This window comes from Nocardia donostiensis (assembly GCF_002081715.1).
Lineage (GTDB): Bacteria > Actinomycetota > Actinomycetes > Mycobacteriales > Mycobacteriaceae > Nocardia > Nocardia donostiensis.
This window is the reverse complement of record NZ_MUKP01000001.1, coordinates 247,165-270,361: the sequence shown is the minus strand read 5'-3', so window position 1 is coordinate 270,361 and position 23,197 is coordinate 247,165. Positions and strand designations below refer to the sequence as shown.

The 23,197-nt window shown below is 66.8% G+C and carries 27 protein-coding genes; 16 read left to right on the top strand and 11 right to left on the bottom strand.

All coding sequences use genetic code 11. The features are described 5' to 3' along the window. The first annotated feature begins 1 nt into the window (after position 1). Genes B0T44_RS01320 through B0T44_RS01310 form a run of 3 tightly spaced genes read left to right on the top strand, consistent with a single transcriptional unit; the run spans position 2 to position 1,826 of the window. A complete protein-coding gene (locus tag B0T44_RS01320; protein WP_077118238.1) occupies positions 2 to 487 on the top strand; it encodes a DUF2505 domain-containing protein in 486 nt (161 codons plus the stop codon). A 53-nt stretch (positions 488 to 540) separates the two neighbouring features. Next, positions 541 to 1,056, top strand: a complete 516-nt coding sequence (locus tag B0T44_RS01315; RefSeq protein WP_077118240.1) for a DUF2505 domain-containing protein — start codon at positions 541 to 543, stop codon at positions 1,054 to 1,056. Then, positions 1,026 to 1,826, top strand: coding sequence for a class I SAM-dependent methyltransferase (locus B0T44_RS01310; RefSeq protein WP_245839237.1), 801 nt, complete (start codon positions 1,026 to 1,028; stop codon positions 1,824 to 1,826). Before B0T44_RS01315 ends, B0T44_RS01310 begins: the two co-directional genes overlap by 31 nt. Positions 1,827 to 1,835: 9 nt before the next feature. Here B0T44_RS01310 and B0T44_RS01305 read toward each other — a convergent pair whose 3' ends face one another. Continuing rightward, positions 1,836 to 2,453 (bottom strand): hypothetical protein, encoded by a 618-nt coding sequence (locus tag B0T44_RS01305; protein WP_077118242.1) that lies wholly within the window; start codon positions 2,451 to 2,453, stop codon positions 1,836 to 1,838. Positions 2,454 to 2,592: 139 nt separating this feature from the next. Between B0T44_RS01305 and B0T44_RS01300 the strand changes: the two genes are divergently transcribed. Beyond that, positions 2,593 to 3,315, top strand: a complete 723-nt coding sequence (locus B0T44_RS01300) for an LmeA family phospholipid-binding protein (RefSeq protein ID WP_077118244.1) — start codon at positions 2,593 to 2,595, stop codon at positions 3,313 to 3,315. A gap of 12 nt (positions 3,316 to 3,327) precedes the next feature. Here B0T44_RS01300 and deoC read toward each other — a convergent pair whose 3' ends face one another. Then, positions 3,328 to 3,996: a deoxyribose-phosphate aldolase gene (gene deoC, locus B0T44_RS01295; RefSeq protein ID WP_077118246.1), complete on the bottom strand. Its 669-nt coding sequence runs from the start codon at positions 3,994 to 3,996 to the stop codon at positions 3,328 to 3,330. Between the two features lie 91 nt (positions 3,997 to 4,087). Here deoC and B0T44_RS01290 point away from each other — a divergent pair, with 91 nt between their 5' ends. From B0T44_RS01290 to B0T44_RS01280, 3 genes are all read left to right on the top strand, one after another. Next, positions 4,088 to 4,627, top strand: coding sequence for a GNAT family N-acetyltransferase (locus B0T44_RS01290; protein ID WP_077118248.1), 540 nt, complete (start codon positions 4,088 to 4,090; stop codon positions 4,625 to 4,627). 440 nt (positions 4,628 to 5,067) lie between these two features. Further along, positions 5,068 to 5,364 carry a DUF2516 family protein gene (locus B0T44_RS01285; protein ID WP_139347884.1) on the top strand — a complete coding sequence of 99 codons (297 nt, stop codon included), beginning with the start codon at positions 5,068 to 5,070 and terminating at the stop codon, positions 5,362 to 5,364. 92 nt (positions 5,365 to 5,456) lie between these two features. Continuing rightward, positions 5,457 to 6,497 carry an alpha/beta fold hydrolase gene (locus B0T44_RS01280; RefSeq protein WP_077118250.1) on the top strand — a complete coding sequence of 347 codons (1,041 nt, stop codon included), beginning with the start codon at positions 5,457 to 5,459 and terminating at the stop codon, positions 6,495 to 6,497. Positions 6,498 to 6,685: 188 nt separating this feature from the next. Here B0T44_RS01280 and purU read toward each other — a convergent pair whose 3' ends face one another. The 6 genes from purU to B0T44_RS01250 all read right to left on the bottom strand — a co-directional run bounded on the left by purU (position 6,686) and on the right by B0T44_RS01250 (position 11,039). Then, complete coding sequence (purU, locus tag B0T44_RS01275) at positions 6,686 to 7,576, bottom strand: formyltetrahydrofolate deformylase (protein WP_077118537.1); 891 nt, start codon at positions 7,574 to 7,576, stop codon at positions 6,686 to 6,688. A gap of 56 nt (positions 7,577 to 7,632) precedes the next feature. Next, complete coding sequence (locus B0T44_RS01270; RefSeq protein ID WP_077118252.1) at positions 7,633 to 8,043, bottom strand: type II toxin-antitoxin system VapC family toxin; 411 nt, start codon at positions 8,041 to 8,043, stop codon at positions 7,633 to 7,635. Then, complete coding sequence (locus B0T44_RS01265) at positions 8,040 to 8,270, bottom strand: FitA-like ribbon-helix-helix domain-containing protein (RefSeq protein ID WP_077118254.1); 231 nt, start codon at positions 8,268 to 8,270, stop codon at positions 8,040 to 8,042. Before B0T44_RS01265 ends, B0T44_RS01270 begins: the two co-directional genes overlap by 4 nt. A gap of 113 nt (positions 8,271 to 8,383) precedes the next feature. Then, positions 8,384 to 9,091, bottom strand: coding sequence for a heparin-binding hemagglutinin (locus B0T44_RS01260; protein ID WP_077118256.1), 708 nt, complete (start codon positions 9,089 to 9,091; stop codon positions 8,384 to 8,386). Next, positions 9,088 to 9,579 (bottom strand): helix-turn-helix domain-containing protein, encoded by a 492-nt coding sequence (locus tag B0T44_RS01255; RefSeq protein WP_077118258.1) that lies wholly within the window; start codon positions 9,577 to 9,579, stop codon positions 9,088 to 9,090. The genes B0T44_RS01260 and B0T44_RS01255 overlap by 4 nt, the downstream gene beginning before the upstream one ends. A gap of 125 nt (positions 9,580 to 9,704) precedes the next feature. Beyond that, positions 9,705 to 11,039 carry a DUF445 domain-containing protein gene (locus tag B0T44_RS01250; protein WP_077118540.1) on the bottom strand — a complete coding sequence of 445 codons (1,335 nt, stop codon included), beginning with the start codon at positions 11,037 to 11,039 and terminating at the stop codon, positions 9,705 to 9,707. Positions 11,040 to 11,160: 121 nt separating this feature from the next. On the opposite strand from B0T44_RS01250, the gene B0T44_RS01245 reads away from it, so the two are divergent. The 9 genes from B0T44_RS01245 to B0T44_RS01205 all read left to right on the top strand — a co-directional run bounded on the left by B0T44_RS01245 (position 11,161) and on the right by B0T44_RS01205 (position 18,850). After that, a complete protein-coding gene (locus B0T44_RS01245; RefSeq protein ID WP_245839235.1) occupies positions 11,161 to 11,934 on the top strand; it encodes a TetR/AcrR family transcriptional regulator in 774 nt (257 codons plus the stop codon). Positions 11,935 to 12,064: 130 nt separating this feature from the next. Beyond that, complete coding sequence (locus tag B0T44_RS01240; RefSeq protein WP_077118261.1) at positions 12,065 to 13,468, top strand: ABC1 kinase family protein; 1,404 nt, start codon at positions 12,065 to 12,067, stop codon at positions 13,466 to 13,468. 22 nt (positions 13,469 to 13,490) lie between these two features. Continuing rightward, the gene (locus B0T44_RS01235; protein ID WP_077118263.1) at positions 13,491 to 14,741 is read left to right on the top strand and encodes a saccharopine dehydrogenase family protein; all 1,251 of its coding nucleotides are present in this window, start codon (positions 13,491 to 13,493) and stop codon (positions 14,739 to 14,741) included. 4 nt (positions 14,742 to 14,745) lie between these two features. Then, the gene (locus tag B0T44_RS01230) at positions 14,746 to 15,432 is read left to right on the top strand and encodes a class I SAM-dependent methyltransferase (RefSeq protein ID WP_077118265.1); all 687 of its coding nucleotides are present in this window, start codon (positions 14,746 to 14,748) and stop codon (positions 15,430 to 15,432) included. Between the two features lie 234 nt (positions 15,433 to 15,666). After that, the gene (locus B0T44_RS01225; RefSeq protein WP_077118267.1) at positions 15,667 to 16,056 is read left to right on the top strand and encodes a hypothetical protein; all 390 of its coding nucleotides are present in this window, start codon (positions 15,667 to 15,669) and stop codon (positions 16,054 to 16,056) included. Between the two features lie 33 nt (positions 16,057 to 16,089). Next, positions 16,090 to 16,668, top strand: coding sequence for a hypothetical protein (locus tag B0T44_RS01220; protein ID WP_077118270.1), 579 nt, complete (start codon positions 16,090 to 16,092; stop codon positions 16,666 to 16,668). After that, complete coding sequence (locus B0T44_RS01215) at positions 16,665 to 17,390, top strand: ESX secretion-associated protein EspG (protein ID WP_077118272.1); 726 nt, start codon at positions 16,665 to 16,667, stop codon at positions 17,388 to 17,390. Before B0T44_RS01220 ends, B0T44_RS01215 begins: the two co-directional genes overlap by 4 nt. 162 nt (positions 17,391 to 17,552) lie before the next feature. Continuing rightward, the gene (locus tag B0T44_RS01210) at positions 17,553 to 18,287 is read left to right on the top strand and encodes a DsbA family protein (protein WP_077118274.1); all 735 of its coding nucleotides are present in this window, start codon (positions 17,553 to 17,555) and stop codon (positions 18,285 to 18,287) included. After that, entirely contained in the window at positions 18,284 to 18,850 is a 567-nt protein-coding gene (locus B0T44_RS01205) for a vitamin K epoxide reductase family protein (RefSeq protein WP_077118276.1), read from the top strand. The genes B0T44_RS01210 and B0T44_RS01205 overlap by 4 nt, the downstream gene beginning before the upstream one ends. 7 nt (positions 18,851 to 18,857) lie before the next feature. On the opposite strand, the gene B0T44_RS01200 is transcribed toward B0T44_RS01205, so the two are convergent. The 3 genes from B0T44_RS01200 to B0T44_RS01190 all read right to left on the bottom strand — a co-directional run bounded on the left by B0T44_RS01200 (position 18,858) and on the right by B0T44_RS01190 (position 23,000). After that, the gene (locus B0T44_RS01200) at positions 18,858 to 19,982 is read right to left on the bottom strand and encodes a S1C family serine protease (protein WP_077118278.1); all 1,125 of its coding nucleotides are present in this window, start codon (positions 19,980 to 19,982) and stop codon (positions 18,858 to 18,860) included. Positions 19,983 to 20,157: 175 nt separating this feature from the next. Further along, positions 20,158 to 21,207, bottom strand: a complete 1,050-nt coding sequence (locus tag B0T44_RS01195; RefSeq protein WP_077118280.1) for an NAD(P)-dependent alcohol dehydrogenase — start codon at positions 21,205 to 21,207, stop codon at positions 20,158 to 20,160. Positions 21,208 to 21,284: 77 nt separating this feature from the next. Beyond that, positions 21,285 to 23,000: a DEAD/DEAH box helicase gene (locus B0T44_RS01190; protein WP_081511452.1), complete on the bottom strand. Its 1,716-nt coding sequence runs from the start codon at positions 22,998 to 23,000 to the stop codon at positions 21,285 to 21,287. Positions 23,001 to 23,197: the final 197 nt, after the last annotated feature.

Below are 23,197 nucleotides of genomic sequence, written 5' to 3'. Positions count from 1 at the left end.
CATGGCTACACCCTTGGCGTACACGGCTCGCTACTCCCATCCGGCTGCCGCTGTGCGCGCCGCCATCTCCGACGAGCAGTACTGGAAAGACCGCATCGAAGCGGTCGGTGGCCCCAACGCCCGGCTGGAGTCGGTCACCGCGCATGGTGACCAGGCGCGGATCGAGATGGTGCAGACCATTGCCGCCGAACTGCTGCCCAGCGCGATCACCGCGGTCCGCCCCGGAGACGTGGTGATTCCGCGCACCGAAACCTGGGACGGTAATTCCGGGACCTTCGCGGCGCGGGTCGAGGGCGCACCGGCCGAGGTGCACGGCAGTATCGCCCTGGTCGATGAAGGTGACGGTTCGGTCGCGACCATCGACGGCACGGTCGAGGTGAAGATCCCGCTGTTCGGCGGCAAGATCGAAACCGCGATCGCCGAACGGCTCAGCGAGCTGCTCGCCGAGGAGACCGAGTTCACCAACACCTGGATCGCCGAACACTGAACGCACCGGCGCACCCAACAGCCGCGATACAGGTCGCGGTATCGTAACGGCCCATGGCTCGCCGATTGGACTACTCCGCCCGCTACCCGCTGTACACCACCAAAGAGGTGTACGCGGCGCTGTCGAACCGGGATTATTGGGAAGCCCGGATCGAGGAGATGCGGAAGTACTCTCCGAACGAGGTGGTCAGCCTCGACGCGAGCGAAGACGGTATCGAGGTGGTGACCCACCACATCCTGCCGCGCGAAACCCTGCCCGAAATCGCGCAGACCGTGATGCGCAAGGACATGGTGATCACCCGCAAGGAAAGCTTCGGGCCGTTCGGGCCGGAGGTCGAAGGCAAATACTCGGCGTCCATCCCGGCCGGGCCGGGCAGCCTCAACGGCACCATGCGGTTGTTCCCCACCGACACCGGCTGCACCCTGCGTATTTCCTCGCAAGCGAAAGTTTTCCTCCCGATGGTCGGCCCACGGCTGGAACAGCTGATGCTGGTGAACCTGGTGGAACTGTTCCGCGCCGAAGCCGAAGTAACCCAGAAGTGGCTGGACGAGCACAAACCCGCCAGCTGAACACCCCGATCGGAACCATCACCAGAGGCACCACCGGAATCAACCGACTGCGCCGCAGCGACCGCAGACTCGTCCACGACGATCTGGTCGGCTCCCGGCTGCGCGCTGCCGTGGACCCGCTCGTCGTCGACCTCGGTTACGGGGCCAGCCCGTGGACAACCCTGGAACTGGCCGCCAGGTTGCGCACGGTCCGGCCCGATGTGCGGGTGGTGGGCCTGGAGATCGATCCGGCCCGCGTGGTTCCCGATCGCGACGGCGTCACCTTCGCTCGCGGCGGGTTCGAACTGGCCGGGTTGCGCCCGATGCTGGTGCGGGCGTTCAACGTGCTCCGCCAATACCCGGAGGACGCGGTGCCCGAAGCGTGGGCGACCATCTGTTCCGGGCTCGCGCCGGGCGGTCTGCTGGTGGAAGGCACCTGTGACGAGCTGGGCCGCCGCTGCGCGTGGGTGCTGCTCGACCGCACCGGCCCGCAGTCGCTCACCCTGGCCTGGGACCCGTTCACCGTGGAACGCCCCTCCGATATCGCCGAACGGCTACCGAAAGCCCTGATCCACCGCAATGTGCCCGGCGAACCCGTGCACGCGCTGCTCACCGCCGCCGACCGCGCCTGGGCGCATGCCGCGCCGTTGGCGACATTCGGGCCACGGGCACGGTGGCGGGCCGCGGCGGGCCTGCTGCGCGATCAGGGTTTCCCGGTCCGCGACTATCGCCGCCGGATGCGTGACAACGTGCTGTCGGTGCCGTGGTCGGTCGTCGCCCCCAACCCCTGACCCGTCAGGTCAGTACGCGGCCAGCGCGCGCTGCACCCGCACCGCCGCCCACGGCGCCAAACGTTCGGCGGCGGAACGGATCTGCCGGTCGGTGCAGCGGCCGATGGCGATTGCGTCGACGACCACTTCGTCCAACGCTTTCTGCCCGATATCGGATTCGGCCAGGTCGAGAATGGTGCGTGTCGGGGTGGTCACCAGGAACGGCCCCGCCGATTCGACGTCGGCGGGATCCAGCCGCCGGTGCAGCACCACCAGGCGCGGCGCGTGAGGCGCGCGGTCGGCGGCCGACGACAGATGCAGGAACCGGGGACGTAACCGGCCCAGCGCGTGCAGTTCGGCCGCGCTGTGATGAGAGACGGCGACCGCGCCGTCGAACCAGGCCGCCCACATCGCGCACTCGTCGAGCGGTCCGGGCTGCCACTGCGTCAACCGCAGCATCCCCACCCCGGTCCTGGTCACCGAACCGTCGCCGAGGCCGGCGCAAACGCGTTCCGTGCAGCCGGCCCGCAGCACATGGCGGGTGGTGAAGAAGCCGGCGTGCCGTCCCGCGAACCGGCACAACACACGCCAACCGCGCCCGGAATCGGGCGCGGATCGGTTAGTGCGACTCGCCGCCTCGCCAGCCATACGGTTCAGGCTACGCCCAACTGTTGTGTCACATATCACAAATACTGAACCTCGCTGGGCTGCTCAGCGACGGCCACCTTCATGAAAACGCGGGACAGCCCTCAGAACAGGCACAGAAAAATCGGGAAGAATCAGCCCCATGCCCATCCAGCCCCGCCCCGCCCCGAGGGTGAGCCGCCGCACCCTGGTGATCGCACTGGTCACGGTGGTCGTCGTACTGGCCGCTGTGCTGGTCGGCGGTGAAGCGTACGCGCGTCACACGGTCGCGAGCTGTATCAGCAGCCAGTTGGAAAAGGAGATGGGATCCAAGATCGACGTCGGATTCGGACCCAAACCGATGTTGCTGACCTGGATAGACGGCGAGCTGCCCCGGATGAGCATCGACAGTGACGGTGTGCAATTCGGCCCGGCCGTCGGTATGCGGGTGCAGGCCACATTCCACGACATCCAGGTCGCCGACGGCGGTAGCAAAGGCACCGAGATCGGCAGCTCGACCGCGCACGTCACCTGGAGCAACGAAGGTATCGCCCAAACCCTCAAAGGGCTGGTCTCCGACGTCAGCTCCTCGGAGTCCTCCGGCGTCTTGACCATGGCCGCGCTCGGTGGGATCGCCCAGCTACAACTGATCCCGCAGATCCGCGACGGCCAAGTCGACGTACAACTGACCTCGGCCGAACTGCTCGGCATCGGCGTACCGAACGACCTGGCGCAAGCCGTGGTCGACCTGTTCACCCAAGGTTTCCAGAACTACCCGTTCGGTATGCAGCCCACCCAGCTGAAGGTCACCGACAACGGCGTCGAGGTGCAATTACGCGGCGGGCCCACAGAGCTCCCGGCGGGCAACGGCGACACCTCCTGCTGATACCGGCACCAGTTACTCGGGAAAACCGTCGAGAACCTCCCGCGAACGCGACAACCCCAACCGGGTCGCGCCCGCCGCAATGAGTTCCGCAGCCGCCTCCGCCGTCCGGATACCGCCACTGGCCTTGATACCGAGCCGGCCCCCCACCGTCTCCGCCATCACCCGCACCGCATGCACACTGGCTCCCCCGGCCGGATGAAAACCTGTGGACGTCTTCACGAAATCGGCGCCCGCCCGTTCCGCCGCCCGGCACACCCCCACGATCGCCTCATCCGGCAGCGCCGCCGACTCGATGATCACCTTCAACACCGCGCGATCCGACACCGCCTCCCGCACCGTCACGATATCGGCCAGCACGGCCGAAAAATCCCCCGCCACCGCCGCCCCGATATCGATCACCATATCGACCTCGGCCGCCCCCTGATCCACCGCCAACCGCGCCTCCGCGCCCTTCACCAGCGAATGATGCTTACCCGACGGGAACCCAGCCACCGTCGCCACCACCAACCCCGGCGCCCGCACCGGCAGCATCGACGGCGACACACAAATCGCGTACACACCCAGCTCCCGCGCCTCGGCCACCAGTGCGCCCACCTGCGCGGCCGTCGCCTCCGGAGCCAACAGTGTGTGATCGATCACGGCGGCCACCTCGGCCCTGGACAGCGACGCGGAATCAGCCATGAGGCCAGAGTCTGGCACACCCGCAGCGAATTCCGTTGCGCGCCTCGAATCGTTCACGCACACTCGTAAAGGTCGGGAGGAGAACACCACAGTGCTGATCCGACGCGAACGCGCCGTCGACATCGACGCCATCGCCGCCGTACACCGCAGTGCGTTCGCCCCGCACTACACCGAGGGCGGACCCGCCGCCGGGATCGCCGACCCGGCGAACCCACCGGAAGTCGAACTGGTCGCCCGGCTACGCAGCGACCCGGCATGGATACCCACCCTGTCCATGGTCGCCGTCGAACACGACCAGATCATCGGCCACGTATGCCTCACCCGTGCCGCCGTCGGGCCATTCCCCGTACTGGCGCTCGGACCTATCGGTGTACTGGCCGAACGCCAGAAATATGGAATCGGCAGCGCACTCATGCACGCCGCCATCGGTGCAGCCGACGCCCTCGACGAACCACTGATCGGGCTACTCGGAAGCCTGGAGTACTACCCGAGGTTCGGGTTCGTGCCCGGAGTCCGCGTAGGGATCACACCGGACGAACCCAGCTGGGTAACCCACTTCCAAGTCCGAGAACTAACGGCCTACGACCCCCAGATCATCGGCGAGTTCCGCTACGCCGATTTGTTCTACTAGCTGTGTTCATGGCGGCGACTCCGTCGCGGCGGGTTTGCGGCCCCCTGGTGGCTCGCGTTTCAGCCCTCGCGACTTGCGCCTTCGGCGCTCCCAGCGAGGGTCGAACGTTCATCCGCCCCGGCATTCCCAGCTGCGAGGGCTGAAACGCGAGCCGGGCCGCAAACCGGACGGGGCTGAGAGAGTGGGGTCAGCCAGGGTGGTTCAGGACCGACGAGGGGCTTCTACACGTGTGCTGCTAGTAGGGGAAACACGCGCCGGACTGCAAACCCGGGCCAGGGGAGCACGGAAGCTCGGTCGGGTTATTCGGGCCGGCCGAGCTTCGGTGCGTGCGCTGCGGAGGTTGAAGCCAGCCAGGCCGCAAACCGGATCTGGTCGACGCGCTCGGCGGCTCGAGAACCCGAGACCCTGGTGTGCAGGGTTCTTGCTCCTATCATGGTGGAGTGGAAACAGTGCATGGTCTGACCGGGTACATCATGCTGGCGCTCTGGTTGCTGGCTCTCGGCGCGACCGTGTTCGCGCTGATTCACGCGCTGCGGCAGCGCGCGGATGCGTTCACTGCGGTCGATAAATTGTCCAAACCGATCTGGCTCGGGATCTTGGGCGTCGCGGTGCTGCTGGTGCTGGTGTCAGCGGGTGGTTTGGGGTTGCTTACGTTCATCGCCATCATCGCGACCGGTATTTACCTGGCCGATGTGCGGCCGAAAGTCGACGAAGTCCAGCGCGGTCCCCGCTGGTAGCAGGCTTTCCGCTGATTTCAACCCGCTGCTTGCACTAGCAAGCACACACTCCAGCAGTTACTGTATCCATCAGTAACACAAAGGAGTGACCGATGCGGGCAATACTGTCGGATGCGCTGGCGGCTCTTTCCGCCCAGATCAGTCGGCGGTTGACCGACCATCGCGCGGACCTGCGCACACGCACCTATCGCAATCCCCTACTCAACGCGCCCACCACGGAACACGAGGTCATCCCGGTGCAAGCCGGCGACGGCGCCCGGCTGCGGGTACACGCCTACGGTCCCGCCGATGGGCAGCCCGTAGTGCTGGTGCACGGCTGGACCTGCTGCCTCGAATACTGGAACCCGCAGATCAACACCTTCGCCCACGACTACCGGGTGATCGCGTTCGACCTGCGCGGCCACGGGGAATCCGAATTCGGCACCCCGGAGCAGCTCGACTGCCGACTGCTCGCCGAAGACCTGTCCGCCGTCCTCGCCGCAGTACTGCGCCCGGACCAACGCGCCGTCCTGGTCGGCCACAGCCTCGGCGCGATGACCCTGCAAGCCTGGGCCAGCCGCTACCCCGACCGCGTCACCGAACAGGCCGCCGCCGTTGTGCTCGCCAACACCGGCCCGCACAACCTCGTCGCCGAGACCACCGTGCTCCCGCCGTTCAACCGGGTCCTGCCGGTGATCAACCGCAAGATCCCGCTACCGATGTGGCTGGGCAGGCGCGGCCTCGGCACGCCGATCCTGTTCCCGCCGATCGCGCCGGTCCGCTGGCTGTTCGCCCGCCAGATCATGAGCCTGGCCGCCGAACGCGAACTGGTGGACTTCTGCCTCAATATCGTGCGCTCATGTGACGCGCGGATCCGCGGCAAATTCGGCATCCTGCTCGCCGAAATGGACCTCGGCGACGCGGCCCGCAACTTCGTCGTGCCCACCACGGTCCTGGCCGGAACCTACGACGATATGACCCCCGCGGTGCATGCCGCCCAAATCGCCGAATGGCTCACCGACGTCGGCAGCCTCGACCGCTTCACCATGCTGCCGACCGGCCATATGGGCAATGTGGAGGCGCTGGAACAGTTCAACGCGGAACTGACCCGTGTGCTCGAATCGGTGCAGAGTGCGGAGCAGGCGACCGGATAGCTCCACACCTGGGGTTCCTCGCCTATCTCCGGCTGAGGTGTCGGCCGCCCTACGGTCTCGGCATATCGGCAGTATCGCCGCAGGCGTGGATGGGTTGAACCGCCTGGCGCCAACCGTCCGTGACCGCTGGACGGATGACCGCGCGGGGCCGATCGGCGTCGCCGCGCGGTCGGCAGCCGATTGCCCGACTAGGAGAAGACGACCGTGCGGCGACCATGCACCAGGACCCGGCCTTCCAGGTGCCAGCGCAACCCGCGCGCGAGCACCACACGCTCGATATCGCGGCCCTGGCGCACCATGTCCCGCACCTCGTCGGCGTGATCGATACGGATCACGTCCTGCTCGATGATCGGCCCGGCATCCAGTTCCGGCGTGACGTAATGGCAGGTCGCGCCGATCAGCTTCACCCCACGCGCGAACGCCTGATGATACGGGCGGGCGCCGACGAACGACGGCAAGAAGCTGTGGTGGATATTGATCGCCCGCCCAGCCCAGTGATCACACAGTTCCGGCGGCAGCACCTGCATGAACCGGGCCAGCACCACCGCATGCGGGTCATGTGCGTCGACCAGGGCACGCACCTGCTCGAAAGCAGGCCCGCGCTCGGCCGGGTCCTTCGGAAACGGCACATGATGGAACTTCACCCCGTGCGCCTCCGCCATATCGGCCAGATCCAGGTGGTTGCCGATCACCGCCTCGATGGTGGCGGGCAGTTCCCCCGAAGCAGCACGCCCCAATAGATCGTGCAGGCAGTGCCCCTCTTTGCTGACCAACAGCACCGCCCGCCGCCGCGCCCCCGAATCGTGCACCTGCCATTCGCTGCTCGACCCCAGCCGCCCCGCGACCTCCCCGAACCGCTCCCGCAACTCCGCAACCCCGAACGGCACCGTCGAAGCCCTGATCGCCTGCCGGGTGAAGAACCACCCCGTCTCCTCGTCCGAGTGATAACCGGCCTCCATGATCGACCCACCGAAGTCGGCGATGAAGGAGGTGATCTCGGCGATGATGCCCGGCCGATCGGGGCAGCCGAGCGTCAGCACATAACGACGCTCGTCGGTAGTAGCGGCAGGTGAACCCATACGGCCATATTCCCAGGTGCGCATTCGCCCCCGGCTTCACCCCTGCGCTTTGTCGGTCACCACTCCCAGGGGTTGACGATCTCCAACCCCAGGTCGGTGAAGACCTTCACGTTGCGAGTGGCAAGCACCGCATCCTCCGCCAGGCAGATGGCTGCAATGTGCGCGTCACCCTGGCTGATCGGACGCCCCAGAACGCGACACTCAGCGGTGATCCGGCCATAGAGCCGCGCCGCCTCCGCACCGTATTCGGTGATGTCGCCGAAGAACTCGTGAAACACATCCTCGGCCACCTCGACGAAACCGGTCTTGCGGCGCCCCTCGGGCAACTGTTCGATACCGGCCCACACCTCACCCACGGTGATTGCTGTCGTCCCGACGGTCGGATTGGCGTCCAGCCAGGCCAGCACCCGCTCGTCGGCGGGGGCGCGAAAAAGCTCCGACACCACGTTGGTATCGGCAATGATCACAGCTGGACCACCCGTGCCTCGTCGGTGCGCTCGGGAATGGGCAGTCCCTCTGCGTCGGCGTACGGGCGGGTGCGGTCGTAGAGCTCACGCAGCAGCCGCTTCGGGCGCACCGCGTCGGAGAGGATAGCGCGCGCCTCCGCCTCCATGCTGCGGCCGTGGGCGGCAGCCCGACGGCGCAAGCGCTCTTTCACCTCGGGGTCGGGTTCGCGAACGGTGATACTGGCCATGCAATCAATGCCATCAATGATTTCGTTCGCTTCACCAGGTCGCCCGTCGACGACACGGCCCCGCACGCAAGGGGGCGTGCGGGGCCGCTGTCCAGCGAGGTGACGGTAGGGTGTCAGACCGTCTTCGGCGCGGACTTCTTGGCGGTCGCCTTCTTGGCCGCGGTGGCCTTCTTGGCGGGGGCCTTCTTCGGAGCCGGGGCCGGAGCGGGTTCCGCCACGGGCTCGGATTCGGTGGCGACATTCACGACCTCGGCATCGACAACCGGCGGGGTGGCGGCCCGGGCGGCGTCGGTGGCCTCGGTGACCTCGGTAGGTCCCGCGGTCGATTCCACGGTCTTGGTCGTCCGCCCGATCAGCCCGTTGACCCGCTCGAACACGTCCTCCGCGCGATCGGCGGCGTCCTTGTACAGGGTTTCGACCCGGTCGAGCTGCTCCTCGACCAGGTGGTTGGCGCGCAGCCGCTCGATGGTGTCCTCACCGCGATCGGCCAGCTCCGAGTAGAGGTCGAGGGCCTGACGGTAGTACTGCTCGGCGAGGCGGCGCAGCTCTTCGGAGGTGAACTTCTCACGCAGTTCGGCCAGATCCTCCGGCAGTTCCGAGGGCAGTCCGGACAGCCGCTCACGCAGCGAATCGAACTGTGCCTGCGCATCGGCGGGCAGGTTGGCAACACGTTCGCGGGCCTCGTCCATCCGGGCCGAAACGTCGGTCGACGCAGCGCGTTCCCGAACCTGGGTAACCGCATCGAGTACAGCGGTGTAAACGGCGTCACCGGCACCGACGGTCGCGAGCAGTGGCTTGTTTGTCGTGTGCTTGTCGGTCATATGTTCTCCTGGCGTGACGGAGTGTCGGTCGTGATACACGGAACAGCGCTGTCCCAGTCATCCCCATCCGAGGCGTTGCCGCCGTTTTCCCGGCGGAACGACTCGTATATATCCAGCAGCACCTGCTTCTGCCGTTCACTGATGCTCGTATCGGCGAGCAGGGCATCCCGGACGGGACTGTGCGGCCGCTGTTCGAGATAGCCGGCCCGCACGTACAAGACCTCCGAGGACACGCGCAGCGCCTTGGCGATCTGCGTGAGCACTTCGGCGGACGGGTTACGCAATCCGCGCTCGATCTGACTGAGGTACGGGTTGCTCACCCCCGCCAGCTGGGCGAGCTGACGCAGCGAGACCTGCGCGGCTTCGCGCTGCGCCCTGATGAAACCTCCGATGTCGTGTGCCGCATTGGCGACACGCCCCGCCCGGTCTCCGTTGCCGGCCGCATCGGCCTGGGTGTACTGGGCGCGAACCTCGGGTTGGTCAGCCATCACTCACCTTCTGGCGGTTGTACGAAATCCAATATAAGACAGGGTGCTAGCTATTGCAAGCACCTTTGCTAGCGCATGTCGGCGGCGGTTTCCGCCGCACGCCACGACGGATGCCGCCAACCGGTTCAGCCGCCGAACATCAGCTGCGAAGCCGTGTAGATCAGCAGGCCTGCCATCGAGCCGACCACCGTGCCGTTGATCCGGATGAACTGCAGGTCCCGGCCCACCTGCACCTCGATTTTCTTACTCGCCTCCTCCGCGTCCCAGCGGGCGACGGTATCGCTGACAATGGTGGCGATCTCGCCCGCATAATTCGCCGCCAGATACCGCGCGCCGCGCTGGATCCAGCCGTCGACCTTCATCCGCATCTCGGTGTCGTCACGCAACCGCTCACCGAGCTGCTGCACGTTCTCGGCCACCTTCCGCCGCAGCGTACTGTCCGGATCGTCGGCCGACTCCAGAATCAGGCGCTTGGCCGCCCGCCACGTGGCCTCGGCCAGCCCGGTGATCTCCTCGCGGCCCATCACCTGCGCCTTGACCCGCTCGGCCTTGGCGATCATCGCCTCGTCGAACTGCAGGTCGTGGGCGAATTCCTCGAGGAACTTGTTCGCCGCCAACCGGACGTCGTGATCGGGAGTGGTCCGCACCTTCCAGGTGAACTCGACCAGCTCGCGATAAATCTTCTCCGACAACAGCACGTTGACGAATTTCGGCGCCCACTGCGGCGCCTCCCCCATCACGATCTTGTCGATCGTCTCCTGACTGCCCAACGCCCACTGATGGGCCCGTTCGGCCAGCAGATCCAGCAGTGCGAGCTGCCGGTTGTCGGCGAGCAGTTCGGTGAGTACGCGGCCGATCGGCGGACCCCACTGCGGTTCGGCGATGCGTTTGACGATGGTGTTGTCGATCACCTGCTGGACATCCTCGTCCCGCAGCACACCCACCACCGCACGCAGAATCGTCGAACTCTCCTCGGCCACCCGCGCGGCATGCCCAGGATCGGCCATCCAACGACCCACCCGCAACGGGACCTGCGCGGATTCGATCTTCGCCGACACCACCTCCGGCGCCAGGAAGTTTGTCCCCACGAAATCGCCGAGACTGGCCCCGAGCTGGTCTTTTTTACGGCGAATGATCGCGGTGTGCGGGATGGGCAGCCCAAGCGGATGACGGAACAGCGCGGTCACCGCGAACCAGTCGGCCAGCGCACCGACCATGCCCGCCTCCGAAGCGGCGCGCACATAGCCCACCCAGTCGCCGCCCGCGCCGCGCGATTCCAGCCAGCGGCAGCACAGGTAGATCGCGGTGGCCACGGCAAGCAAACCGGTAGCCACTGCCTTCATCCGCCACAGGTCACGCCGTTTTCCCGCCTCGTCGGTCAACGTGGCGAAAGCGCTCGGCGTCGCGGCGGGCTCCGGGCGGGCCTCTAAGGTCGCGGTATTGCCGGAAGCTTTCTGCATGGTCTCCATTCTGCTGGCACGACGGGTCGTTGCGCGCGTGCCGAGCATCACGGATGCCGCCGCTGCGGGGCGCACGCCACACCCAAAACCACCTCCGCGATCAGGCGGGGACCTAAGCTGGATGCCAGCCAACCCGACTACGGAGGAGTTAACGCTGTCCACCGAAGATCTTGTCGACGTCGACGAGCGCGCCGAGCAGCCGGCGGCGGTGCGTACCGCGCGGACCGACGGGCGCAAACGCCGGTGGCGCCAGCACAAAATAGACCGCCGCTCCGAACTGGTCGACGGCACACTGGCCGCCGTCCGCACCCGGGGCAGCAATGCGGGCATGGACGAGATCGCTGCCCATATCGGCGTCTCCAAAACCGTCCTCTACCGCTACTTCTCCGATAAGAACGACCTGGTCAACGCCGCCATGCAGCGGTTCATCGAGCTCACGCTCATGCCGCGGGTCTACGGTGCGCTCAGCTTGGACGCCGATGAATACCAGTTGGTGCGATCAGCGCTGAGCGAGTACGTCGCCGCTGTCGACGAGGACCCCGAGGTCTACCGGTTCATCATGGGCAACGGCTCCGGTGACCCGTCCTCGCTCGCCGATTTCGAGAAGCTGTTCGCGGAGGTGGTAGCCGCCGCCATCGTGGCGAGGGCGGGCGACCGCGGCTACGAAACCGACGGCGCGCTGCTGTGGTCGTATGTGCTGGTCGGCGGTATCCAGTTGGCTACCCACTGGTGGACCGCCAACAAAACGATGCCGCGCGACGAAGTGATCGACCACCTGACGATGATGGTGTGGAGCTCGATCGAGGGCATGGCCAGGGCGGGCGGTTCGCGAACCAAGTTCGCCCAGCAGTCCCATGTGCTGCCCGAACCTGTCGAGGACGCCCCCACCGACTGAACCCACCCGGCCGATGTGACTCCCGTCTCGACGGTGCCCGGCGTTTGGTTACGCTGAACGCGAGCGGGGACCCGGCGGGTGTGATCGGGTTCGTGCCACTGCGCGCGCCGGCACCAATGGAGGTACCTCGATGGCGAAGCAAGTGCCGACATCCCGGCTGGCTCGCGGCACCAAACTCGGTGCCGTCGCCGCCGGTTCGATGTTGCGCAACCAGCGTGCCCGGCTGTCCATGCGAGGACGGTCCGAGGCGGTGCGCGCGAAAATGGCCGAGGAGTCGATGATCCGCACCACCGAGCAGGTGGTGATGGTGCTCGGCACCATGAAGGGCGTCGCGATGAAGCTCGGCCAGATGATGTCGGTGCTCGATATGGATCTGGTGCCGCCGCATCATCGGGAACGTTTTCAGAAACGGCTGGCCGTACTGCGTAATGCGGCGCCCGCGGTGTCGTTCGAGGCGATGCGGGAGGTGATCGAGGAGGATCACGGGCGCCCGCTGGACGAGGTGTTCGCCGAGTTCTCACCCGAACCGATCGCCGCCGCCTCCATCGGGCAGGTGTACCTGGGCACGCTGCACGACGGCAGACGGGTCGCGGTCAAGGTGCAGTACCCGGGTATCGACGTCGCGGTGCGGGCGGATCTGAAGAACCTGGCGATGTTCCGGCGGGTGCTGCAATCGGCGATGCCGTGGGTGACGCCCGCGGTGCTCGACGAGCTGCGACTGAACATGGAGGGTGAACTCGACTACCACGCCGAGGCGCAGACCCAGCAGCAGATCGCCGACCTCTACGCCAACCACCCGTTCATCGTGGTGCCGCGGCCGGTTCCGGAACTGAGCACCCGCCGGGTGCTGGTCACCGAATACCTCGACGGCGCAGGGTTCGATGAGATCAAGCAGCTGCCCGACACCGAACGCGACCGGATCGGCGAGATCATCTACCGGTTCTATGTCGGCTCACTGTTCACCTTCGCCGAATTCTGCGGCGACCCGCATCCAGGCAATGTGCTGCTCACCCCGGACGGCAAAGTCGGGTTCCTGGACTTCGGGCTGTTCAACCGGATGGACCCGGAGCATGTGCAATTCGAGGCGACCTGTCTGCGCGCGGCCGCCGAGGACCGGGCCGAGGACCTGCGGACATTGATGGTTCAGCGGGGCGTGATCGACTCACCGGCGGAAATCGGGGCCGAAGAATGCCTGGAATACGTGCTGTCGGCGTCGGAATGGTGCCTGGTCGACGAGGAACTGACCATCACCCCGGAACTGGCCAGCGGCGCGTTCCTGCTCGCGGTGGACCCGCGGGCCGAGGAATTCACCGGAATGAAACAGCAGAACCTGCCCCCGGAGCATTTGTTCTCCCGGCGCGCCGATTTCCTGACCTTCGGCATGCTGGGCCAGCTGGGCGCAACCGCTAATTGGCACCGCATCGCGCGGGAATGGCTTTACGGGGACCCGCCGGTCACCGAACTCGGCAAAATTCATCACCAATGGCTGAGCGAACAGCAACCTGCGGTCCGCGGCGAACACCGTGAAGCGTAGCGACCAGGGAGGCGCGAAAACTATGGCAGACAACCGTGATTTCGATCTGATTCTCTTCGGTGCTACCGGTTTCGTCGGCAAACTCACCGCGGAGTACCTGCTCGAGGCAGCGCCTGCGGGCGCGCGTATCGCGCTGGCCGGGCGTTCGGAGGACAAACTCGCTCGGGTGCGCGATGAACTCGGCGCCGCCGCCAAGGGCTGGGGGATCGTCGTCGCCGATTCCACCGATCAGGCGGCGCTGGATGCGCTGGCCGCCCGCACGAAGGTCGTGGTGACCACGGTCGGCCCGTACCTGCGTTACGGGATGCCGATGGTCGCAGCCTGCGCGAAGGCAGGCACTCATTACGCGGACCTGACCGGTGAGCCACTGTTCATCAGGGACGCGATCGACAACTATCACGACGAGGCGGTGCGCACCGGCGCGAAGATCGTGAATTCCTGCGGATACGACTCGATCCCGTCGGATCTGAGCGTGTACCAGCTCTACCGGAAGTCGGTGACCGACAACACCGGCGAACTCGGCGACACAACGTTGATCGCATCGCTGAAAGGCGGGGTCAGCGGCGGCACCATCGATTCCGGTCGCGCGATGATGGAGGCGATCGCCGAGGACCCGTCCCGGCAGTCGGCGCTGAGCCACCCGTATGCCCTGAGCCCGGACAAGTCGATGGACCCCGATGTCGGCAGGCAGTCGGATCTGGCGTTGCAGCGGGCCAGTGCGATCGACCCGAGCCTGGAAGGCTGGGTGGGTACCTTCGTGATGGCCGCCCACAACGCCAAGATCGTGCGCCGCACCAACGGCCTGCTCGGCTGGGTGTACGGCAAGAACTTCCGCTACCGGGAAGTGATGAGCGCCGGAAAATCACCGGCGGCCCCGCTGGTGGCGGCCGGTATTTCCGGGGGCCTGGTGGCCGGGCTGGCCGCGGGTGGGCTGCTGTCGCGGTTTCCGGCGGGCCGCAAACTGCTCGATCGGGTACTGCCGAAACCGGGTACCGGGCCGAGCAAGAAGGCCAGGGAGAACGGCTGGTTCTGCATGAAGACCTACACCCGCACGTCGTCGGGTGCCCGCTATGTCGCCACCTTCTCCGGGAAGGGGGATCCCGGTTACCAGGCAACCTCGGTGATGCTCGGCGAAAGCGGACTGTCCCTGGCGTTCGATACGAACGAACAACCGGTGACGGCGGGGGTGCTGACCCCTGCGGCCGCGATGGGTGATGCGCTCACCGCCCGGTTGAAGGAGGCGGGAATGACCATCGACGTGAAACCGATCTGAGCCGATGAACCTGGCACGGCGGGCGATGAACACCGCGGCGGTTGCGGCGGTGTACGAGCGGGCATGGCGACCCGCACTCTTCTATCTGGCCAGCGGGCGCACCACCGACGCCGATCGTCGTGACGCCGTCCGATCGTTGCGGCTGGGCGGGGCGCAGCGCGTACTCGACCTGGCATGCGGGCCGGGGAACTTCACGCACTATCTGAGCGAGCAATTGTCCGGTGACGGGTTCGCGGTCGGCGTGGATTTCTCCCCGCCGATGCTGGCTCGGGCCGTCGCCGACAATTCCGGGTCGCGGGTCGGGTATGTGCGCGGCGACGCGCAGCGGTTGCCGTTCGCAGACGACACTTTCGACGCCGTGTGCTGTTTCGGCGCGCTGTACCTGATCCCCGATCCGCTGGCCGCGACACGCGAGATGATCCGGGTGCTCGCTCCCGGCGGCCGGATCGCGATCAGCACCAGCCATCGCGCCGATAACGCGTTCGGCGATCTCACCCGGGTGGTCGGCGGTTCGGCCGGACTCCGAGTTTTCGATGGGCGCACCTTCCCCGAACTGTTCGCCGAATCCGGTTTGGTCGGGATCGAGCAGCGGGTGCATCGACTGTTCCAGTACGTGACGGCCGTACGCCCGGACTCCGCCACGCACACGAGCCCGAACCCGTATCCCGGGCACCGCCGAAACCTCGCCTGACCGTGCAGCGAACGAAAGGCCGCGGTGCGCAAGCAGATACGGACAATTCGACCGTCGCGCACAGCGCCGGAGTTTACCGGCCATAGTTACTGGGGTAACCCAGGCTTTCCGTGCCGGAGATCACAGCCGATACCGGTATGAGCTGGGCGAAGACCACAACCGCACCGATTACCAGTCGGTAGAGTCTCGCATCGGCGCGGCGGTTACGAGGACCGGACAGAAGGGGATCACGGGATGTCGGTACCGGATATCGGCCAGAGCACGGCCCGGCGCCTGTACGCGGCGGCGACAGCGGGCGGCGACGAACCATTCGAACTGGCCGAAGACGTCGCCTCCGATCTGGCCGCGGCCTGCGACACTCTGGTCGGCGATCTGGCTAGAGCCAGAACCGAAGCCACCACCGCCACCGAGGTTTCCGGTTTCCCCGATCTGCCGACCGGCCACGCGCTCACCGCCGGTTTCCGCGACAAGGGCAGCGAGTTCCTCGATACCCTCACCGCATTGCAGGAAACAGCGCTGCTGTTCAAAGCGGCATACCTGGCCGCGAGCAAACGATTCGCCGACGCCGACGCCGCCAACAAGGCCGCCATCGATCTGGTAGCCGCCCGTCTGGAATTCCGATGAGCACGCCCACCGCAACGACCGAAGGGAGCGACCATGGCCGACGCCGGCGAAACCGATCCGCCGTACGCGCCCGAACGCGAACACTTCGGCGGCTACACCCACCAGGAGATCTGGGACCTGGTACACGAGGAACTGGACCCCGCGGCACTGGGCCGGGTCGCCGCGGCCTGGCAGACCGGCGCCGATATCGTGGCCGAGGCATTCCAGACCTTCGCCGATACGACGAACCGGGCGCTGAGCCGTTGCTCCGGGCACACCGCCACGGCAGCCTGGCAGGCGACCAGCGATTTCGTGCGGGCCGGAAACGACACGCATGAAGTGTGCCGCGCAGTAGGGCGCCTGATGGAACGCAATAGCGAAGCGGCCCAAACCATTCGGGCCGCGATACCGCCACCTGCCGCGTACCGCCCGCTGGACGACCCGGCCGCCGAAGCGGTGCACGGCGGAAAGCGCAGAATGGAACACGATATAGCGGCAGCCGCGGCCACGGCCGACGTCCAGGACACGATGAGTTTTATCTACACCCCCACCATGCCCGCCTCCGGCGACCGTGTCCCCCGGTTCGCCGCACCACGCATCGACCCGTCCGACGGCGGGAGACCGCGGCAGTGAAATGGGTACTCACGCCGGACGAGTTCAGTCACGTCTGGGCCAATGAGACGAGCCTGGACCGACGCCCCTATCCGGTCAACCTGGCGCCCGGCGCCACCGTACGCACCGAAAGCGAATACCAGGCGCTCCGATTACCTCAGCGGTTCGCCAGACAGGCCGACCCCGATCTGGCTGCCGCCCTCATGCTCTGCGCACGCACCGACGCAACCACCATCACCATCTCAGGGGAACGCACCATCGGAGCCCGCAACGGGGACGGGCCGAGCACCGAAACCATCCTCGTCTTCGCCGCCGTAGTCCATCATCACGCCGCGATCCTGCACGCCGCAGGTCCCGGTATGACGGTGCGGATGTGTCATGCCCGCACCCTGGGTAAACGGCTGGTGCGCATCATCGGCAGCGCCGAACCCGGCCGGATCGCGACACTGCGGCAACCGCAGGACGCGGTGCTGACCGTCGACGAAGCACCGATACAGGCCGCCGGGTGCCGCGACGCCGCCCGGTTCCGGCAGCTGCTGCGCAAACCCGTCGACGGCCGTGGTTTCATCACCGTGACCGTGGAACCGGAGAACCCGATCTCGCCGCCGACCAGGCACCGCAGCTGGCTCGATATCCGCGGCGACGGACGTTATCTGCTCACCAGCGGCAACGAACTGGTCCTCGCCCCGGCCTGCGACGACAGTTTCGCCGAACAACTGCAGCGCCTCGCGCAGATCCGGTGACCGCGACTGTGACCTACGTCTGATTGTGCATGCCGGATTTCGGAAACTCTCAGGTTCAGCGACCATGATGTGACGGTGCCGGACGGTTCCCGGGGCACAACCCGGAACTACCATCGTCGCGGCAGGGTAATCGCAGCGAGCGAAAGGCGTGGTGAGCGCACGGTGAGCAAGAACCCGGGGCGGAAGAATCCGCTGGCGGCGGCCGAGCGCGCCGACCGCAACCGCAAAATCCTGATCCAGGTGGCGGTGGCCGCCGTCCTGGTCGGTCTGGTTGCCGCGATCGGGATCGGGCTCGCGGTCCGCAACTCCGGCTCCGGCGAGAACAGCCCGGCCCCGGCCGCGACCACGGACAACGGCGCTATCCGGATCGGGAACCCGGACGCGAAGGTGACCGTTCGGGTGATCGCCGATATGCAGTGCCCGGCCTGCCAGATGTTCGAGGCAGCCAACGGGGAAGTGTTGAAGAAGGCCGTCGAGGACGGCACCGCGTCCGTCGAATACAACATCGCCGCCTTCCTGGATCGGGCGTCGACCACCGAATACTCCTCGCGCGCGGCCAACGCCTCCTTCTGCGTGGCCGAAGCCGGAACCGAGAACTACCAGACCTGGTTGCAGGCCATGTTCGCCGAGCAGCCGCCCGAGGGTGGCAACGGCTTGCCTGATTCCAAACTGGTCGATATCGCCACATCGGCCGGTTACACCGATCCGGCGGTCGCGGACTGCATCACCGAACGCAAACACGACGCGTTCGTCCAATCCAACTCCACCGAGCTGCTGAAGAGCGGTATCGAGGGAACACCGACCATCTACGTCAACGGCGAGCAGGTCGAATCACAGCAGGCGGTGTTCGGTAAAGACGGACTCGCCCCCGTGATCGCGGAGGCCGCGGGCCAGTGACCGCCGCACCTGCGAGGTCGGCGTGGATTCTGCTGCTCACCGGCCTGGCCGGCTGGCTTGCCGCGGTCACACTGACCATCGAGGATTTCAAACTGCTGCAGGACCCCGGCTATACGCCCACCTGCAGCTTCAATCCGGTGCTGTCCTGCGGGTCGGTGATGGCGACCGAACAGGCGTCGGTTTTCGGGTTCCCCAACCCGATCATCGGCGTGGTCGCCTTCTCCGTGGTGGTCACGCTGGCGGTGCTCGCCGTTGCCGGGATCGGGCTACCGCGCTGGATCTGGGGCGGGCTGTGGCTCGGTACCGCGGCGGGCACCGTGTTCGTGTGCTGGCTGATCTTCCAGAGCCTGTACCGGATCAATGCGCTGTGCCCGTACTGCCTGGTGGTGTGGGCGATCATCACCCCGCTGCTGGCTGTCCTCACGCAACAACTGTGGGGCGGGGACCGTGGGCCGCTCGGCGTGATCGCGGAATGGCGTTGGACGCTGGTCGCCCTGTTCTTCGCGGTGGTGCTGGTGCTGATGTTCCTGCGGTTCCAGGACTACTGGCTGTCGCTGGTTTGATTCGGCTTCAATTCGGCGTCCCCGTGGCCAGCACCACCCGCACGGTGCGCTGCTGACCGCTGGGCGTGACGATACCCAGATCAACGGCCTCATAGGGTTTGCGCACGTTGATAGCCGAACGTAGCGCGCGGGCGGTGGTGATGGCGCGGCCGTCGAGCGAAGTGATGACCTCGCCGTCGGCCAGTCCTGCGGCCGCGGCGGGCAGGCCGTGGATGGCGACGTCGATGCGGGCGCCGGTGGGGCTGGCATCGGAGATCAGCACGCCGAGGGTCGCGGTGGGACCGATATGCACCTCGTCGGTGGGGACACCGGAACGGATTTGGCGCACCACCCGCATGGCGCGGTCGATGGGCACCGCGTACCCGTTGGGCGGTTCGGCGGCGCGGCCCGACGGTGGCGGCCCCCGATCGCCCGATGCGGCGGCGATGACGCCGACCACCTCGCCCGCATGATCGGCCACCGGACCACCGGACTGTCCTGAACTGACCGCCGCCGACACCTCCAGCATCCCGGTGAGCGCTTTCCGGGACAGGTCGCTGGAGTTCAACGCCAGAATGGTGCTGTCGAGGTCGGTGATCCGGCCGGGCAGTGCCGTCGCCGTGCCGGTGCCGCCCGCATTGCCGATCGCCAGCACTTCGTCTTGGAGACGCACATCGGCCGAACTGCCGATCCGCGCATACGCCAGCCCGGCCGCGCCGGTCAACGACAGCAGCGCGATATCGGCGCCCGAGTCGTAGCCCAGCACTGTCGCCTCGTACGCCCGCGCGTCCTCGACCAGGGTGACCTGCACCGTCTGCGCGCCCTTGACCACGTGATGGCTGGTCAGCACCTGCCCGTCGGGAGTCAGCACGATGCCCGACCCGGCGGCGGCCATACCGAACGAGCTGGACGAGGCGTTGACATTCACCAGCGCGGGCTCCACCGCATCGGCCACCGCAACCAGGTCCAGCGGTGGGCGCGGGACGCAATAGGCGGGCGCGGCCGTTTCCACCCCGCCGACCGGCGTCAGGCCAGGGAACTCGCCCCGATAGCCGAGGAACGCGGCTACAGCGAGGATCGCGGTGACGATCGTGACCACCACGCGCCCACCACCCGCGGGCCCGGTACCGCGCGCACCTTGCCAGTCGTCCATGAGTCTCCCGCCTCACCGGTGCCGAACAACTCCTATTTTCGCCCGCACACTACGAAGGGGAACACCAAAACTTCTCCACACCCACCCACAGCCGGACCTGTGGACACCCAGCGCAACTCAGGCGCTTCATCTTGTCGTCCCGAGGAAGCCCCCGGCTTCAGCCGTGGGGAGGAAGTCAAATGGTGGCGGCGTCGATGACGAACCGGTAGCGCACATCGCTGGCGACGACGCGGTCGAAAGCGCTGTCGATTTCGTCCGCTGCGATCAGCTCGATATCGGCACCGATACCGTGCTCGGCGCAGAAGTCCAGCATCTGCTGGGTTTGCGCGATACCGCCGATCATGGAACCGGCCAGTGAGCGGCGGTATGCGGCCAGGTGCATCGGGTGCACGGACAGCGGATTCTCGGGCAGCCCGAGCAGGACCATGGTGCCGTCGCGGGCGAGCAGCCGCAGATAGTTGTCGATGGGCAGTTCGGCGGAGACGGTGTTGATGATCAGGTCGAAGGTGCCGCGCAGGTTGCGGAAGGTCTGCTTATCGCTGGTCGCGTAGTAGTGGTGGGCGCCGAACCGTTTGCCGTCGTCCTGTTTACTCAACGTATGGCTGAGCACCGTCACCTCGGCGCCCAGCGAGGCCGCGATCTTCACCCCGATATGCCCGAGCCCGCCCATACCGACGATGGCGACCCGCTTACCCGGCCCCGCGCCCCAGTGCTGTAGCGGCGAGAACAGGGTGATGCCCGCGCACAGCAGCGGCGCGGCCACCGAAAGGTCGATACCTTCGGGGATGGTCACGACGAAGTTCTCGGTGACCACGATCTGCGTCGAGTAGCCGCCCATGGTGTACCCGCCCGGCTGCACCGTTTCCGGGACCGGCGTGCCGTAGGTCATGACGGTCGCAGAACAGTACTGTTCCTCACCCGCCAGGCAGGGTTCGCAGCGACCGCAGGAATCCACCATGCAGCCCACCCCCACTCGGTCGCCGACCTTGTGCCTGGTGACCGCCGAACCGACCGCGGCCACGATCCCCGCGATCTCGTGCCCCGGTACGCACGGGTAACTCGTACCACCCCATTCGTTGCGCGCGGTGTGGATATCGGAGTGGCAGATCCCCGCGTACTTGATATCGATCAGCACATCGTGCGGTCCGAGCTCACGACGCTCGATGGTGACCTTCTGGAATGGCGCGTCGGCAGCGGGCATAGCGTAGGCGGCAGCAGTACTCATGCGTACATGCCTACCGATGTATTGGCTGGTTGCCAAGATGCGGTGTCTCGCAGCCGGTGCTCGCTACGCCGCCACAGTCACCCTGCCGGACGGGTTGCCCGCCTGGTGCCTGAGCGCTGCCCGAGATGGGTGGAAGCGCCGGAGTGCGACATCTGCGCGCCCGACCGGGAGTTGCGTGGGGCGGGAGCGGCAGACCGGCTGGCCTCGGCGCCCTTGCTACTGCGGTGGGTGCGGTGGGCATTCGGCTGTGCAGGTGTGCGGTCGTCGCCGATGTTGCGTCGCTGTTCTCCGGATTTCCGCCGCTGTGGACGCTCGGGCTGTGTCGGTGCTACATCGCGGCCGGAGCGGGTTCCCCGGCGGGCATTGTGCTCGGACTGCTCATGCGAGGACGCCAGCTGATCAGCAGTACCACGGCGAGGAGCCCGCTTGGGCTGACTGCGCGAGGCTGCGCGACCGAGATCGGAACCACTCCCATTGGTGTGACGGGAGGCGGGTTTTCCTCGTCCGCTACCAACGCGCGCCTGTTTGGTTCGTGCGGGAGCGGACTGAGACGGCGCTTGCCGCGCGGGGCTGGACGAGGCACCTGGATCGGACGACGCGGCAGCGGCAGCGGACTGAGCGGGGCGGCCGGCGAGGGCGATGACGGCCGCGGACCGCGGGGTCACCGGCTGAGGCTGCACGTCGAGTCCGGCCTTGCGCAGCAGCACAGCTACGTCCTTGCGCTGTTCGGGAAGCACCAGGGTCACCACGTCACCCGAACTGCCCGCGCGTGCGGTGCGGCCGGAGCGATGCAGGTAGGCCTTGTGCTCGGCGGGCGGGTCGACGTGCACCACCAGTTCGACGTCGTCGACGTGGACACCGCGGGCGGCGATATCGGTGGCGACCAGGACGCGGGCCGTACCGGTGGTGAAGGCGGCGAGGTTGCGGTCGCGGGCGTTCTGGGAGAGGTTGCCGTGCAGGGAGGTGGCGGTGACACCGGCGCCGGTGAGCTGTTTGGCCAGGCGGGCGGCGTGGTGTTTGGTGCGCATGAACAGGATGCGGCGGCCGCTGCCCGAGGCCAGCACGCGCACCATTTCGCGTTTGGCCTCGGTGCTGGCGACCTCGAAGACCTGATGGGTCATCGCAGGTACCGGGGTCTCGGCCTCCTGCACCGAATGCGACAGCGGGTTGTTCAGGAAACGCTTGACGAGTTTGTCCACACCGTTGTCCAGGGTGGCCGAGAACAGCAGCCGCTGACCGCCGGACGGGGTTGCGGCGAGGATGCGGGTGACGGCAGCGAGGAAACCGAGATCGGCCATATGGTCGGCCTCGTCGAGCACGGCGATGCGCACCGCGTCCAGCGAGACGATCCGCTGCCGCATCAGGTCCTCTAGCCGGCCGGGGCAGGCGACGAGAATATCGGCACCGGACCCCAGGGCGCGGGCCTGCCGTTGCACCGGAACACCACCGAATACGGTGACGACACGGAGCCCGGAGACCTCGGCCAACGGGGTGAGCGTGGCGGCGATCTGCGTCGCCAATTCGCGGGTTGGCGCGAGGATCAACCCGGTGGGCCGTCCCGGAACCCGCTCGACTCCAGTGAGCGACTGGACCATCGGAAGGCTGAACGCCAGCGTTTTACCGCTGCCGGTTTTACCGCGACCGAGCACGTCACGACCGGCGAGGGTATCGGGCAGGGTGGCGGCCTGGATCAGGAACGGCGCGGTGATACCGCCCGCAGCCAGGGTTTTCGTCAGTTTCGGGTGCACGCCGAGCTCGGCGAACGACTGCGCGGCGGCAGCAGAGGAAGACATGGGGATGCGAGTGCCTTTCGGGCATCGGAGTGATACCGCGGCGTCACATCGGACCCGTTGTCCGCACCTACTCTTCGGTGGCAGCGCCGCAATGACCGGCGCGAAAGAAGATCTTCACGACGGAAGGGGTACGCGCGAACACGATCGGCACGCGTACCCCGTACACGCTACCTCATCCGGTTGCCCCGACCGCAGGG